Genomic DNA, 15,312 nt, shown 5'->3' with positions numbered 1-15,312 from the left:
ACTACGCTCAAATTTTTCTTTTGCCACGGTTGATAACCTCTTTAATTAGCCTAGGTTCAAGTTAGCCTTGCTTCTTGATGATCGCTTCGGCGATGTTCATGGGTGCCTCGGCGTACTTCGAAAACTCCATGGAGTAGCTCGCACGTCCCTGGGACATGGAGCGAACATCCGTGGCGTAACCGAACATTTCACCAAGCGGAACCTCAGCGCGGATCACCTTACCGGAAGGAGTATCTTCCATACCCTGTACCAGACCGCGACGACGGTTCAAGTCGCCCATTACGTCACCCATATAATCCTCAGGGGTGACTACTTCGACTTTCATCATCGGCTCAAGCAGGACAGCACCGCCCTTCTGGGCCAACTGCTTGGTGGCCATCGAAGCTGCGATCTTGAACGCCATCTCGTTTGAGTCGACATCATGGTAGGAACCGTCAAACACGGTTGCCTTCAGGCCAAGCAGCGGATAGCCGGCGAGAACGCCGTTCTGCATCTGCTCCTCGATACCCTTCTGGATGGCCGGGATGTATTCACGCGGAACCACACCACCGACAATTTCATTGACGAATTCAAGCTTCTCGTCATTGCCCTCGGCAGGCTCGAAGCGAACCCACACGTGACCATATTGACCACGACCGCCGGACTGACGCACAAACTTGCCTTCGACTTCACACTTGTTGCGAATCGCCTCGCGATAGGCAACTTGAGGCTTGCCGATATTGGCCTCAACACTGAACTCACGCTTCATCCGATCGACGATAATGTCGAGGTGCAACTCACCCATACCCGAGATGATCGTCTGACCAGACTCTTCATCGGTACGCACGCGGAACGAAGGATCCTCCTGGGCCAGCTTGCCCAGAGCAACGCCCATCTTCTCCTGATCGGCCTTGGTGCGCGGCTCAACCGCAACCGAAATAACCGGCTCAGGAAAGTCCATGCGCTCCAGGACAATCGGCTTGTCGATAGCGCAAAGCGTATCGCCAGTGGTCACATCCTTCATACCGATCAAGGCCGCAATATCACCGGCGCGCACTTCCTTGATCTCTTCGCGGGCATTGGCATGCATCTGCACCATGCGCCCGACGCGCTCCTTCTTACCCTTCACCGAGTTGAGCACCGCGTCGCCCGAAGACAGCACGCCGGAGTAAACCCGAGCAAAGGTAAGCGTCCCCACAAAGGGATCGGTCGCAATCTTGAACGCCAGCGCCGAGAAAGGCTCGGCGTCGTCGGCATGACGCTCGTCAGTGCGCTCCTCATCATCCGGGTGCACGCCCTTGATGGCAGCAACCTGATCAGGCGCAGGCAGATAGTCGATAACCGCATCCAGCACCAGCGGTACGCCCTTGTTCTTGAACGAGGAACCACACACTGCCGGAACGATCTCGCAGGCCAGCGTACGCTGACGCAATCCCGCCTTGATTTCCTCGACGGAAAGCTCGCCTTCCTCGAGATACTTGTTCATCAGGTCTTCGTTGGCCTCCGCGGCCGCCTCGACCATCTTTTCGCGATACTCTTCTGCCAGATCACGCAGCTCCGCGGGGATTTCCTCCTCCACGAAACTCATACCCTGATCCGACTCATCCCAACGAATCGCCTTCATCCGCATCAGGTCAACCTGACCGGCGAAGTTCTCCTCCGAACCGATAGCCAGCTGAATAGGCACGGGCGTATGACCCAGCCGCTTCTTGATCTGCTCAACGACACGAAGGAAGTCGGCGCCCTGGCGATCCATCTTGTTTACATAGACGATTCGCGGAACACCGTACTTGTTGGCCTGACGCCATACGGTCTCGGATTGAGGCTCGACACCGGACGTACCACAAAACACAACAACAGCACCATCAAGCACCCGCAGCGACCGCTCGACTTCAATGGTGAAGTCGACGTGGCCGGGGGTGTCGATGATGTTGACGCGATGCTTGTCGTACTGCTTCTCGGAACCCTGCCAGAAGGCAGTGGTAGCCGCCGAAGTAATGGTGATACCCCGCTCCTGCTCCTGCGCCATCCAGTCCATGGTCGCGGCGCCATCATGCACCTCGCCCATTTTGTGGTTTACGCCGGTATAGAACAGAATCCGCTCTGTAGTCGTGGTCTTGCCCGCATCGACGTGCGCACAGATACCAATATTGCGATACAGATTGATCGGGGTTGTACGAGCCACAACAGTCTCCTTGGCCGTTTAGAAGCGGTAGTGAGAGAACGCCTTGTTGGCTTCAGCCATACGATGGACGTCTTCACGCTTCTTGACAGCAGCACCCTTGCCTTCAGCGGCATCACCCAGCTCACCAGCCAGACGCAGGGCCATGGACTTCTCGCCACGCTTACGGGCAGCATCAACCAGCCAGCGCATCGCCAGAGCGTTGCGACGGGAGGGACGCACTTCAACCGGAACCTGATAGGTGGCACCACCTACACGGCGAGATTTAACTTCCACGAGCGGAGCGATAGCGTCGAGAGCTTTCTCGAACAGCTCGACCGGATCTTCGGTCTTGGTACGCTCTTTCAGCTTGTCCAGTGCACCGTAAACGATACGCTCGGCAGTGGACTTCTTGCCGCTTTCCATTACGTGGTTCATGAATTTCGCGAGAATCTGGCTGCCGTACTTAGGTTCTGGCAGGATCTCACGTTTTGCCGCTACACGACGTCTTGGCATGATAAGCCCTCAAACGGTCTTCAGGTTAGCCCGGAACTGTAACGACCTGGTTACGTCCGACCTTACTCTTATCGACTCTGATAAATGAAATAGAATTACTTGGGACGCTTGGCGCCGTACTTCGAACGACCCTGCTTACGGTCTTTAACACCAGAGGTGTCCAGAGAACCGCGAACAGTGTGGTAACGCACACCCGGCAAGTCTTTTACACGGCCGCCGCGAATCAGAACGACGCTGTGCTCTTGCAGGTTGTGACCTTCACCACCGATGTAGGAAGAAACTTCGTAGCCGTTGGTCAGACGAACACGGCAGACTTTACGCAGAGCCGAGTTCGGCTTCTTCGGCGTAGTGGTATACACGCGAGTGCACACACCACGACGCTGCGGGCAGTTCTGCAGGGCCGGTACGTCGCTCTTTTCAGCAACGCGCTTACGCGGCTTGCGAACCAGCTGGTTGATTGTTGCCATCTAGCAAACTCCACTGATGTCGGTAAGACATAGTTAATAAAAAATGGCAGGACATGGTGCCCCGCCAATTTTAGGGGTACGGAATTCTATAGACCCCGCCCCCTGTCGTCAAGGCGCCCACTCCCGGAGGGAGCGGGCCTTCCTTTAACCTTCGCTCGAGTTCAGTGCGTCAGACAGCGCCTGCTCGACTTCGCTCGCGCTGACCTTGACCGGCTTGTCGGCCATACGCTGACGCTTGCGCTCGGCGTGATAGGCCAGACCGGTACCGGCCGGAATCAGACGACCTACAACGACGTTCTCTTTCAGGCCGCGCAGGTGATCGCGCTTGCCGGTAACGGCAGCCTCGGTCAGAACCCGCGTGGTTTCCTGGAAGGAAGCCGCCGAGATGAACGATTCGGTCGACAGCGAGGCCTTGGTGATACCCAGCAGCACGCGGTCGTACTTGGCCGGGAACTTGTCCTGCGCCACCAGCTCTGCGTTCTCTTCCAGCACCTGGGTCAGCTCGACCTGATCGCCCTTGATGAAGCTGGAGTCGCCGGACTCGGTGATCTCGACCTTGCGCAGCATCTGACGAATGGTCACTTCGATGTGCTTGTCGTTGATCTTCACGCCCTGCAGACGGTAAACGTCCTGAATCTCGTTGACGATGTACTTGGCCAGCGCACTGACACCCAGCAGACGCAGGATATCGTGCGGGTTGCTCGGACCGTCGGAGATAACTTCACCCTTGGTAACCTGCTCACCCTCGAACACGTTCAGGTGACGCCACTTCGGAATCAGCTCCTCGTACGGATCACTGCCGTCGTTCGGCGTGATCACCAGGCGACGCTTGCCCTTGGTTTCCTTACCGAACGAAATGGTGCCGCTGATCTCCGCCAGAATGGACGGCTCCTTCGGACGACGCGCTTCGAACAGGTCGGCAACGCGCGGCAGACCACCGGTGATGTCGCGGGTCTTCGAGGTTTCCTGCGGGATACGTGCAACAACGTCACCCACGTTCACCTTGGCGCCATCGGACAGGTTGACCAGCGCGTTGGCCGGCAGGAAGTACTGAGCCGGCACATCGGTACCTGGCAGCAGCAACTCTTTGCCGTTCTCGTCTACCAGCTTCACCGCAGGACGGATGTCCTTGCCGGCAGCCGGGCGATCTTTCGGGTCCATGACCTCAATGTTGGTCAGACCGGTCAGCTCGTCAGCGGTACGCTTGATGGTGATGCCTTCATCCATACCGAAGAACGCAACGGTACCGCTGATCTCGGTAACGATCGGGTGGGTGTGCGGGTCCCACTTGGCAACGATTGCGCCAGCGTCGACCTTGTCACCTTCCTTGACCGAGATAACCGCACCGTAAGGCAGCTTGTAACGCTCACGCTCACGGCCGTATTCGTCTGCGATAGCCAGTTCGCCGGAGCGGGAAACCGCAACCAGGGCGCCGTCGGCACGCTCTACGTGCTTCAGGTTGTGCAGGCGGACGGTACCACCGTTCTTGACCTGAACGCTGTCAGCAGCCGAGGTACGGCTTGCCGCACCACCGATGTGGAACGTACGCATGGTCAGCTGAGTACCCGGCTCACCGATCGACTGGGCTGCGATAACACCTACGGCCTCACCGATGTTGATCAGGTGGCCACGCGCCAGATCACGACCGTAACAGGTCGCGCACACACCGTAGTGGGTGTCACAGGTGATCGGCGAACGAACGATGACCTCGTCGACGCTGTTCTTCTCGAGGAACTCAACCCACTGCTCATCGATCAGTGTGCCGGCAGCCACGATGGTCTCGTCACTACCCGGCTTGAGGACGTCACGGGCAACAACTCGACCCAGCACGCGCTCACCCAGCGGCTCTACGATATCGCCACCTTCAATGTGCGGCGACATCAGCAGACCCTTGTCGGTGCCGCAGTCGGTCTCGGTGATAACCAGATCCTGCGCCACGTCGACCAGACGACGGGTCAGGTAACCGGAGTTCGCCGTTTTCAGTGCGGTATCGGCCAGACCCTTACGAGCACCGTGGGTCGAGATGAAGTACTGCAGTACGTTCAGACCTTCACGGAAGTTCGCGGTGATCGGCGTTTCGATGATGGAGCCGTCCGGCTTGGCCATCAGACCACGCATACCGGCCAGCTGACGAATCTGGGCAGCAGAACCCCGCGCACCGGAGTCAGCCATCATGTACATGGAGTTGAAGGACTCCTGATCAACCTCTTTGCCCTCACGATCAAGTACGCGCGTGGTCTTGAGGTTGTCCATCATGGCCTTGGAGATTTCGTCGTTGGCCTTGGACCACAAGTCGATGACCTTGTTGTACTTCTCGCCCTGGGTTACCAGACCGGAAGCGTACTGGTCTTCGATTTCCTTAACTTCTTCGGTCGCCTCGTCAATGATGCGCGCTTTCTCGTCAGGAATGACGAAGTCGTTCACGCCGATCGACGCACCGGAGATGGTGGAGTAGGCGAAGCCGGTGTACATCAGCTGGTCGGCGAAGATTACGGTTTCCTTCAGACCTACCACGCGATAGCACTGGTTGATCAGCTTGGAAATCGCTTTCTTCTTCAGCGGCTGATCGACCATTTCGTACGGCAGACCTTTGGGCAGAACCTGGAACAGCAGCGCGCGGCCGACAGTGGTGTCGACGATGCGGGTCTCGGTGGTCCAGCTTTCGTCCTTGTGCTTGACGGTTTCGGTGATACGCACCTTGACCATCGCGTGCAGCTCAACCTGACCGCTGCGGTACGCCATCTCGACTTCATTGACGTTTGCGAACGCCATGCCTTCGCCCTTGGCGTTGATGCGGGTACGGGTCATGTAGTACAGACCCAGTACCACGTCCTGGGACGGCACGATGATCGGCTCGCCCGACGCCGGCGACAGGATGTTGTTGGTGGACATCATCAGCGCACGCGCTTCCAACTGGGCCTCGAGGGTCAGCGGAACGTGCACGGCCATTTGGTCACCGTCGAAGTCGGCGTTGTAGGCCGCACAGACCAGCGGGTGCAGCTGAATGGCCTTGCCTTCGATCAGAACCGGCTCGAATGCCTGGATACCCAGACGGTGCAGAGTCGGTGCACGGTTCAGCAGAACCGGGTGTTCACGGATGACTTCAGCGAGAATATCCCAGACTTCCGGCAGCTCGCGCTCAACCATCTTCTTGGCAGCTTTGATAGTGGTCGCCAGACCACGGTGCTCCAGCTTGCCGAAGATGAAGGGCTTGAACAGCTCCAGAGCCATCTTCTTGGGCAGACCGCACTGGTGCAGACGCAGAGTCGGACCAACCACGATCACCGAACGACCGGAGTAGTCCACGCGCTTGCCGAGCAGGTTCTGACGGAAACGACCCTGCTTGCCCTTGATCATGTCGGCCAGGGACTTGAGCGGACGCTTGTTGGTGCCGGTGATGGCACGGCCGCGACGACCGTTGTCCAGCAGCGCATCAACCGACTCTTGCAGCATGCGCTTCTCGTTGCGCACGATGATGTCCGGCGCAGCCAGATCAAGCAGGCGCTTCAGACGGTTGTTACGGTTGATGACGCGGCGATACAGGTCGTTCAGGTCGGAGGTCGCAAAGCGGCCACCGTCCAGCGGAACCAGCGGACGCAGGTCCGGCGGCAGTACCGGCAGAACGGTCATAACCATCCACTCCGGCTTGTTGCCGGAGCCGTCGAATGCTTCCATCAGCTTCAGACGCTTGGACAGCTTTTTGATCTTGGTCTCGGACGTAGTCTGCGGAATTTCTTCGCGCAGCTTGCCGATCTCGTGAGCCAGATCCATGGAGCTGAGCAGCTCGTAAACAGCCTCGGCACCCATACGGGCGTCAAAGTCGTCACCGAACTCTTCCAGCGCTTCGAAATACTGCTCGTCGTTCAGCAACTGACCCTTTTCCAGGGTAGTCATGCCCGGCTCGATGACAACGTAGCTCTCGAAATAAAGCACGCGCTCGATATCACGCAGGGTCATGTCCAGCAGCAGACCGATACGGGACGGCAGCGATTTCAGGAACCAGATATGGGCAACCGGCGAAGCCAGCTCAATGTGCCCCATGCGCTCGCGACGCACCTTTGCCAGTGCGACTTCAACGCCGCACTTCTCGCAGATGACGCCACGGTGCTTGAGGCGCTTGTACTTGCCGCACAGGCACTCGTAGTCCTTCACCGGGCCAAAGATCTTGGCGCAGAACAGGCCGTCACGCTCCGGCTTGAAGGTACGGTAGTTGATGGTTTCCGGCTTTTTAACTTCGCCGTAGGACCAGGACCGGATCATCTCCGGGGATGCCAAGCCGATTCGGATGGAATCGAACTCTTCAATCTGTCCCTGGGACTTGAGCAGGTTCAATAAGTCTTTCAAGGCCTATACTCCTCGCAGTGTCTCAAGGGCGGCGCTCGCCGCCCGAGACGTGGGCAGTTGGTGATTATTCGGATTCCAGTTCGATATCGATACCGAGCGAACGGATTTCCTTGACCAGAACGTTGAAGGACTCGGGCATGCCGGCCTCCATGCGATGGTCTCCGTCCACGATGTTCTTGTACATCTTGGTACGGCCGTTCACGTCGTCCGATTTCACTGTCAGCATTTCCTGCAGAGTGTAGGCAGCGCCGTATGCTTCCAGAGCCCAGACCTCCATCTCCCCGAAACGCTGACCACCAAACTGCGCCTTACCACCCAGCGGCTGCTGGGTTACCAGACTGTAGGAACCGGTGGAACGTGCATGCATCTTGTCATCAACCAGGTGGTTGAGCTTGAGCATGTACATGTAACCAACGGTTACCGGACGGTCGAATGCATTACCGGTACGGCCATCCCACAGACGCATCTGACCGCTGTCCGGCAGATCGGCGAGACGCAGCATGTGCTTGATCTCACTCTCCGCAGCACCATCAAATACAGCCGTTGCCATCGGCACACCACCGCGCAGGTTGTTCGCCAGCTCGATGATTTCCTGATCGCTCAGCTCGTCCAGATTCTCCTGACGACCGCCTACCTTGTTGTAGACCTCGTCGAGGAACTTGCGCAGATCAGCAATCTTGCGCTGCTCTTCGAGCATGCGGTTGATCTTCTCACCCAGCCCCTTGGCCGCGAGGCCCAGGTGGGTTTCGAGGATCTGACCGACGTTCATACGCGACGGAACACCCAGCGGGTTCAGTACGATGTCAACCGGCGTACCGTTCTCGTCGTGCGGCATATCTTCGATCGGCATGATGACCGAGATAACACCCTTGTTACCGTGACGACCCGCCATCTTGTCACCCGGCTGGATGCGACGCTTGATTGCCAGGTACACCTTGACGATCTTGAGTACGCCAGGTGCCAGGTCATCGCCCTGCTGGAGCTTGCGCTTCTTGTCTTCAAACTTCTCGTCGAGCAGCTTGCGGCGATCAACCAGATAGGCCTGAGCCAGCTCCAGCTGCTCGTTCAGCGCGTCTTCGCTCATACGCAGCTTGAACCACTGGCCACGCTCGATACCAGCAAGGATCTCGGCGTTCAGTGCAGTACCTTTTTTCAGGCCGGCACCACCCTCGACGATCTGACCGTCCAGTGCGGCAGCAAGGCGCTCGAAGGTCGCGGTTTCAACGATACGGAACTCTTCCTGCAGGTCCTTGCGGATCTCGTCGAGCTGTTCCTTCTCGATTGCCAGTGCACGGCTGTCGCGCTCGACGCCGTCACGGGTGAACACCTGAACGTCAATGACGGTGCCCTTGGTGCCGGTCGGCACGCGCAGGGAAGTGTCCTTCACGTCAGAGGCTTTTTCACCGAAGATCGCACGCAGCAGCTTCTCTTCCGGGGTCAGCTGGGTCTCGCCCTTGGGCGTCACCTTGCCAACCAGAATGTCGCCCGGACCCACTTCAGCACCAACGTAGACGATACCCGCCTCGTCCAGCTTGCCCAGTGCCGCTTCACCCACGTTCGGGATATCGGAGGTGATTTCCTCCGGCCCAAGCTTGGTGTCACGGGACACACAGGTCAGCTCCTGAATGTGGATAGTGGTAAAGCGGTCTTCCTGTACAACGCGCTCGGACACCAGGATGGAGTCCTCGAAGTTGTAACCGTTCCAGGGCATGAACGCGACGCGCATGTTCTGACCCAGCGCCAGTTCACCCATGTCGACGGAGGAACCGTCAGCGAGGATATCCTTGCGTGCAACCTTGTCGCCTTTTTTCACCAGCGGACGCTGGTTGATGCAGGTGTTCTGGTTGGAACGGGTGTACTTGGTCATGACATAGATGTCGACACCCGCTTCGCCGGCTTCAACTTCGTCGTCATTGACGCGAACAACGATGCGGCTGGCGTCGACCGAGTCGATCACACCACCGCGGCGCGCAGTCACACAAACACCGGAGTCACGGGCAACGTTACGCTCCATGCCGGTACCGACCAGCGGCTTCTCGGCACGCAGGGTTGGAACCGCCTGACGCTGCATGTTCGAACCCATGAGTGCGCGGTTGGCGTCGTCGTGCTCGAGGAACGGAATCAGCGAGGCAGCCACGGACACAACCTGACGCGGCGAAACGTCCATCAGGGTGACGTCTTCCGGCGCCTTGACGGTAAATTCGTTCATGTGACGAACCGCTACCAGATCGTCAACCAGCTTGCCGCCCTCAACCTTTGCGCTCGCCTGGGCGATCACGTGGTCCGCTTCTTCGATGGCAGACAGGAATACGATCTCGTCAGTAACCACCGCGTCTTTCACACGACGGTAGGGGCTTTCAAGGAAGCCGTACTGGTTGGTGCGAGCGTAAGTTGCCAGCGAGTTGATCAGACCGATGTTCGGACCTTCAGGGGTCTCGATCGGACATACACGACCGTAGTGGGTCGGGTGTACGTCGCGGACTTCGAAGCCTGCGCGCTCCCGGGTCAGACCGCCCGGGCCAAGAGCCGATACACGACGCTTGTGGGTAATCTCGGACAGCGGGTTGTTCTGGTCCATAAACTGGGACAGCTGGCTGGAACCGAAGAACTCTTTGACTGCTGCAGCGACCGGCTTGGCGTTGATCAGGTCCTGGGGCATCAAGCCTTCGCTTTCGGCCATGGACAGACGCTCTTTGACCGCACGCTCAACACGCACAAGGCCAACGCGGAACTGATTCTCTGCCATTTCACCAACCGAGCGAATACGGCGGTTACCCAGGTGATCGATATCGTCAACGACGCCCTTGCCGTTACGGATGTCAACCAGGGTCTTCAGCACCTCGACGATGTCTTCCTTGCTGAGAACGCCAGCGCCTTCGATCTCTTCACGACCGATACGGCGGTTGAATTTCATACGGCCAACGGCAGACAGATCGTAGCGCTCGCTGCTGAAGAACAGGTTCGCAAACAGGGTCTCGGCTGCGTCCTTGGTCGGCGGCTCGCCGGGGCGCATCATGCGATAGATTTCGACCAGAGCTTCCAGCTGGGTACTGGTGTTGTCGATACGCAGGGTATCGGACACAAACGGACCACAGTCGATCTCGTTGGTGTACAGGGTTTCCAGACGGGCAACCTGCGCCTTGGCCAGCTTGAGTACCAGGTCAGCGGTAATCTCTGTGTTGCACTCAACCAGGATTTCGCCGGTAGCCGGGTGCACCACAGGCTTGGCGATGGTACGACCGATCAGGTAGTCGAACGGCACTTCCAGGCTGGCGATACCAGCTTTCTCGAGCTGATTGATGTGGCGCGCGGTAATACGTCGACCTTTTTCGACGATGACCTTGCCCTTGCTGTCCTTGATGTCAAGGGTGGCGATCTCGCCACGCAGACGCTGGGGCACCAGTTCGAGCATCAGGTTTTCACCCTGAACCTGGAACACGTTGGTGTCGTAGAACATGTCCAGAATTTCTTCTGTCTGGTAGCCCAGTGCGCGCAACAGAACGCTCGCCGGCAGCTTGCGGCGACGGTCGATACGAACAAAGACACAGTCTTTCGGATCAAACTCGAAGTCCAGCCAGGAGCCGCGGTAAGGAATCACGCGAGCCGAGTACAGCAGCTTGCCGGAACTGTGCGTCTTGCCACGATCGTGGTCGAAGAACACACCCGGGCTGCGGTGCAGCTGGGAAACGATGACACGCTCGGTACCATTGATGACGAAGGTACCGTTCTCGGTCATCAGGGGGATTTCCCCCATGTAGACTTCCTGCTCCTTGATGTCCTTGATCGCCTTGTTGGACGACTCGCGATCAAAGATGATCAGGCGCACTTTGACGCGCAGCGGTACCGCAAAGGTAACCCCGCGCAACACACATTCCTTGACGTCGAAGGCCGGCTCGCCAAGGCGGTAACCGACGTATTCGAGGGCCGCATTACCGGAATAGCTGATAATGGGGAAAACAGATTTGAAGGCCGCGTGCAGACCGATATCACGGATCTGGCCCTGGCCGGCGTCAGTCTGGAGAAACTCCCGATAGGAGTCCAGCTGAATGGCCAACAGGTAGGGCACATCCATCACATGCGGCAGTTTGCCAAAGTCCTTGCGGATACGTTTTTTCTCAGTATATGAGTAAGCCATCAGCGTTCCCCAGCTTGGTCACCTGCTTGATTGGCCTCCCCGCTTCGCGGGAAAACCTGAAAATGCGTGCAAGCCCTTCGTCTTGCTCACTCCCTCGGAGTGCGGGCGTTGTACGCCAGTTTGGCGTGATACAACGGAAAAAGGCCGGTGGCACACAGGCCACCAGCCATCAATCTGATTGGATAGAACCAGATTGTCGACGCAAGGTCGGGCGAGCTTACTTGAGCTCGACCTTGGCGCCTGCTTCTTCCAGCGCCTTCTTGGCAGCTTCGGCTTCTTCTTTGGAAGCGCCTTCCTTGATGGTGCCCGGAGCGCCGTCAACCAGTGCCTTGGCTTCTTTCAGGCCCAGGCCGGTCAGCTCACGAACAGCCTTGATGACGTTAACTTTCTTCTCACCGGCTTCGGTCAGAACAACGTCAAACTCGGTCTGTTCTTCAGCAGCAGCAGCGCCACCAGCAGCCGGACCGGCTACAACAGCAGCAGCAGCAGAAACGCCGAACTTTTCTTCCATAGCGGCGATCAGTTCAACAACCTGCATTACGGACATTTCGGATACGGCGTTGATGATATCTTCGTTGGTCAGAGCCATGACTCTAAATTCCTGTATTGGGGACGGCGGAGCCGTCGAAAAAAAGCGTTAAAGGGAAACTGAAGGCGCCGATCAGGCAGCTTCGGCTTCCTTCTGATCGCGGACTGCAGCCAGAGTACGAACGAACTTGCTGGTGGCGCCTTGAATAACGCTCATCAGCTGTGCGATTGCTTCGTCGTAAGTCGGCAGAGAAGCCAGCTTGTCGATTTCACCTGCTGCAAGGAAGTTGCCTTCGAACGCAGCTGCTTTGATCTCGAACTTATCCTGATTCTTCGCAAACTCCTTGAACAGACGAGCGGCAGCGCCCGGGTGTTCGTTGGAGAAGGCAATCAGAGTCGGGCCTACGAAAGTTTCATTCAGGCACTCGTACTGAGTACCTTCGATCGCACGACGCAGCAGGGTGTTACGTACAACACGTACGTAAACGCCGGCTTCGCGTGCTTCCTTGCGCAGACCAGTCATAGCAGCAACGGTCACACCGCGGGCATCAGCCACAACGGCAGACAGCGCACCTTTGGCAGCTTCGTTGACTTCAGCGACGATGGCTTTTTTGTCTTCGAGCTTAATTGCCACGGGTTTTACTCCTGGATTTACCATTAACCGCCCTTGCGGGCAGCGTGTTTTGGTGTCTGATCCAGCCTGCACTGAATCGGGAGCACCATCTGCGTAGGCCTGAGGGATCACTCCCGGGGTTTAAGGCTTGCGCCGCCTACGGTCTTGGACAGCCCCCGCCATGCAGGGACCCCAATCAAAGAAGAGCGCACCGTGCATACGGCGCACTCCAACAACATCAGATGTTCAGGGAAGCCTGATCGATCTGTACGCCCGGACCCATGGTGGTGCTCAGGGTTACGCGCTTGATATATACGCCTTTGGAGGTGGACGGCTTGGCCTTTTTCAGGTCAGCCAGCAGCGCCTCGACGTTCTCCTTCAGTGCGGTGGCGTCAAAGCCTACCTTGCCTACGGAGCAGTGAATGATGCCGTTCTTGTCGGTGCGATAACGAACCTGACCAGCCTTGGCGTTCTTCACGGCAGTGGCGACGTCTGCAGCAACGGTACCAACCTTCGGGTTCGGCATCAGGCCACGCGGACCCAGAACCTGACCCAGCTGACCAACAACGCGCATTGCATCCGGAGAGGCGATAACAACGTCGTAGTTCAGATCGCCAGCCTTCATTTCGGCGGCCAGATCGTCCATACCAACTTTGTCAGCGCCGGCAGCCAGAGCCGCTTCAGCGTTGGCACCCTGGGTGAACACAGCAACGCGCACAGTCTTGCCAGTACCGTTTGGCAGCAGGGTTGCGCCACGTACGACCTGGTCGGATTTACGCGGATCAACGCCCAGATTTACAGCAACGTCGAACGACTCTACAAACTTGACGTTGGATACGTCAGCCAGAACGGCTGCAGCTTCTTCGAAGGTGTAAGCCTTGTTAGCCTGTACCTTTTCGGCAATTGCCTTTTGACGCTTGGACAGCTTAGCCATTACACACCCTCCACGTTAAGGCCCATGCTGCGCGCGGAACCAGCGATGGTGCGCAGGGCAGCTTCCAGATCAGCAGCGGTCAGATCAGCCTCTTTGGCCTTGACGATCTCTTCCAGCTGAGCACGGGTGACGGTACCCACTTTCTGGCTGTTCGGACGCGCAGAACCGCTCTTCAGACCAGCTGCTTTTTTCAGCAGAACGGCTGCAGGGGTGCTCTTGGTTTCAAAAGTAAAGCTGCGGTCACTGTAAACAGTAATGATCACCGGAGTCGGCAGACCAGGTTCCATGCCCTGGGTCTTGGCGTTGAACGCCTTGCAGAATTCCATGATATTTACGCCGTGCTGACCCAGAGCCGGACCAACCGGCGGACTCGGGTTGGCCTGACCGGCCTTGACTTGCAGCTTGATATAAGCCTGAATCTTCTTTGCCATTGTCTTTCTCCGAAGGGTAATAGCGCCTTGCGGCTTCCCGTTTAAAAACAGCCCCTGATACCGACAACAAAGCCCCGCAACGCGCTAGGCGTTGCAGGGCTCAGGAAATCAGGAGAGATCAGCCTTTTTCGACCTGGCCGAACTCTAGCTCCACTGGCGTGGGGCGACCAAAAATAAGAACAGCCACCTGAACACGGCTCTTCTCATAGTTAACTTCTTCAACAACCCCATTGAAGTCAGCAAAGGGACCGTCGGTAACACGAACAACCTCACCGGGCTCAAACAGCGTCTTCGGCTTCGGCTTGTCGGTGCCATCTGCAACGCGACGAAGAATGGCTTCGGCTTCCTTATCAGTGATCGGCGCCGGCTTGTCGGCGGTACCACCAATAAAACCGAGAACTCGCGCAGTATCCTTGACCAGGTGCCATGTACCCTCGTTCATTTCCATTTGAACAAGCACATACCCCGGGAAGAACTTGCGCTCACTCTTGCGCTTCTGACCGTTGCGCATTTCCACCACTTCTTCGGTGGGAACCAGAATCTCGCCGAATTGGTCTTCCATTCCGGCCAGCTTGACACGCTCCTGGAGAGAGCGCATTACATGCTTTTCGAAGCCCGAATAGGCATGCACTACGTACCAACGCTTAGACACGGAGCACCTTTAACCAATGAACTGAGAGACGATCCAACCCAGCAAGCTATCAAGCCCCCAGAGGATCAGGGCCATAACCAGAACCACCGCAACAACGATCATGGTTGTTTGTGTGGTTTCTTGCCGAGTAGGCCAAACGACCTTGCGTATTTCGATACGCGCTTCTTTGAGCAGCGACCAGAACGCCTTGCCCTTGCTTGTCTGCAGCGCAACGAAGCCCGCGACCAGTGCAAGAACAACAAGCGCGATCGCGCGGTACAAAACAGGCTCGGCAGAGAAGTAGGAATCCCCAAAAACACCGATGGAGACAATTAAAGCCACAACAACCCACTTGATCACATCGAAGCGGCTATCGTTAAGCTCTGCCTTAGCACTCATGAATCTTCAAGTCCTGTTTTGGAAGCCAGATTTTAATCTGGCAGGCCAGGAGGGAATCGAACCCCCAACCTGCGGTTTTGGAGACCGCCGCTCTGCCAATTGAGCTACTGGCCTGTAATCGCAGTCGAGCCGGCAATACTACCGGCCCGACAGTTCAAGATCAACCGATATTAC

11 protein-coding genes and 1 tRNA gene are annotated in these 15,312 nt (G+C 57.4%); all 12 read right to left on the bottom strand.

The genetic code is table 11. The annotated features are described in order from the left end of the window. Positions 1-61: 61 nt before the first annotated feature. Positions 62-2,164 (bottom strand): elongation factor G, encoded by a 2,103-nt coding sequence (gene fusA, locus B7O88_RS17475; RefSeq protein ID WP_088278036.1) that lies wholly within the window; start codon positions 2,162-2,164, stop codon positions 62-64. 18 nt (positions 2,165-2,182) lie between these two features. Continuing rightward, the gene (gene rpsG / locus B7O88_RS17470; protein ID WP_088278034.1) at positions 2,183-2,656 is read right to left on the bottom strand and encodes a 30S ribosomal protein S7; all 474 of its coding nucleotides are present in this window, start codon (positions 2,654-2,656) and stop codon (positions 2,183-2,185) included. Between the two features lie 95 nt (positions 2,657-2,751). Then, positions 2,752-3,123 carry a 30S ribosomal protein S12 gene (gene rpsL / locus B7O88_RS17465; RefSeq protein ID WP_080048726.1) on the bottom strand — a complete coding sequence of 124 codons (372 nt, stop codon included), beginning with the start codon at positions 3,121-3,123 and terminating at the stop codon, positions 2,752-2,754. Between the two features lie 144 nt (positions 3,124-3,267). Beyond that, on the bottom strand, positions 3,268-7,467 hold the full coding sequence (gene rpoC, locus B7O88_RS17460; protein ID WP_088278032.1) for a DNA-directed RNA polymerase subunit beta': 4,200 nt from the start codon (positions 7,465-7,467) through the stop codon (positions 3,268-3,270). A 64-nt stretch (positions 7,468-7,531) separates the two neighbouring features. Next, positions 7,532-11,602: a DNA-directed RNA polymerase subunit beta gene (gene rpoB, locus B7O88_RS17455; protein ID WP_088278030.1), complete on the bottom strand. Its 4,071-nt coding sequence runs from the start codon at positions 11,600-11,602 to the stop codon at positions 7,532-7,534. 217 nt (positions 11,603-11,819) lie between these two features. Further along, complete coding sequence (gene rplL / locus B7O88_RS17450) at positions 11,820-12,191, bottom strand: 50S ribosomal protein L7/L12 (RefSeq protein WP_088278028.1); 372 nt, start codon at positions 12,189-12,191, stop codon at positions 11,820-11,822. A gap of 72 nt (positions 12,192-12,263) precedes the next feature. Beyond that, on the bottom strand, positions 12,264-12,764 hold the full coding sequence (rplJ, locus tag B7O88_RS17445) for a 50S ribosomal protein L10 (RefSeq protein ID WP_088278026.1): 501 nt from the start codon (positions 12,762-12,764) through the stop codon (positions 12,264-12,266). Positions 12,765-12,981: 217 nt separating this feature from the next. Continuing rightward, entirely contained in the window at positions 12,982-13,677 is a 696-nt protein-coding gene (rplA, locus tag B7O88_RS17440; RefSeq protein WP_088278024.1) for a 50S ribosomal protein L1, read from the bottom strand. Next, positions 13,677-14,108, bottom strand: coding sequence for a 50S ribosomal protein L11 (gene rplK, locus B7O88_RS17435; protein WP_088278022.1), 432 nt, complete (start codon positions 14,106-14,108; stop codon positions 13,677-13,679). Before rplK ends, rplA begins: the two co-directional genes overlap by 1 nt. 118 nt (positions 14,109-14,226) lie before the next feature. After that, positions 14,227-14,760, bottom strand: coding sequence for a transcription termination/antitermination protein NusG (gene nusG, locus B7O88_RS17430; protein ID WP_088278020.1), 534 nt, complete (start codon positions 14,758-14,760; stop codon positions 14,227-14,229). A gap of 9 nt (positions 14,761-14,769) precedes the next feature. Continuing rightward, positions 14,770-15,138 (bottom strand): preprotein translocase subunit SecE, encoded by a 369-nt coding sequence (secE, locus tag B7O88_RS17425; protein WP_088278018.1) that lies wholly within the window; start codon positions 15,136-15,138, stop codon positions 14,770-14,772. 38 nt (positions 15,139-15,176) lie between these two features. Beyond that, a tRNA-Trp gene (locus B7O88_RS17420) sits at positions 15,177-15,252 on the bottom strand. Positions 15,253-15,312: the final 60 nt, after the last annotated feature.

Source organism: Halopseudomonas aestusnigri (assembly GCF_002197985.1).
Classification (GTDB): Bacteria; Pseudomonadota; Gammaproteobacteria; order Pseudomonadales; family Pseudomonadaceae; genus Halopseudomonas; species Halopseudomonas aestusnigri.
Note: the sequence above shows the minus strand (reverse complement) of the source record. Positions and strands in the feature narration are given on the sequence as shown.

Coding starts and splice junctions, on each gene's coding strand:
- rplA (WP_088278024.1), bottom strand. CDS start 13,677: ATGGCTAAGCTGTCCAAGCGTCAAAAGGCAATTGCCGAAAAGGTACAG.
- secE (WP_088278018.1), bottom strand. CDS start 15,138: ATGAGTGCTAAGGCAGAGCTTAACGATAGCCGCTTCGATGTGATCAAG.
- rpsG (WP_088278034.1), bottom strand. CDS start 2,656: ATGCCAAGACGTCGTGTAGCGGCAAAACGTGAGATCCTGCCAGAACCT.
- rplL (WP_088278028.1), bottom strand. CDS start 12,191: ATGGCTCTGACCAACGAAGATATCATCAACGCCGTATCCGAAATGTCC.
- rpsL (WP_080048726.1), bottom strand. CDS start 3,123: ATGGCAACAATCAACCAGCTGGTTCGCAAGCCGCGTAAGCGCGTTGCT.
- rpoB (WP_088278030.1), bottom strand. CDS start 11,602: ATGGCTTACTCATATACTGAGAAAAAACGTATCCGCAAGGACTTTGGC.
- rplK (WP_088278022.1), bottom strand. CDS start 14,108: ATGGCAAAGAAGATTCAGGCTTATATCAAGCTGCAAGTCAAGGCCGGT.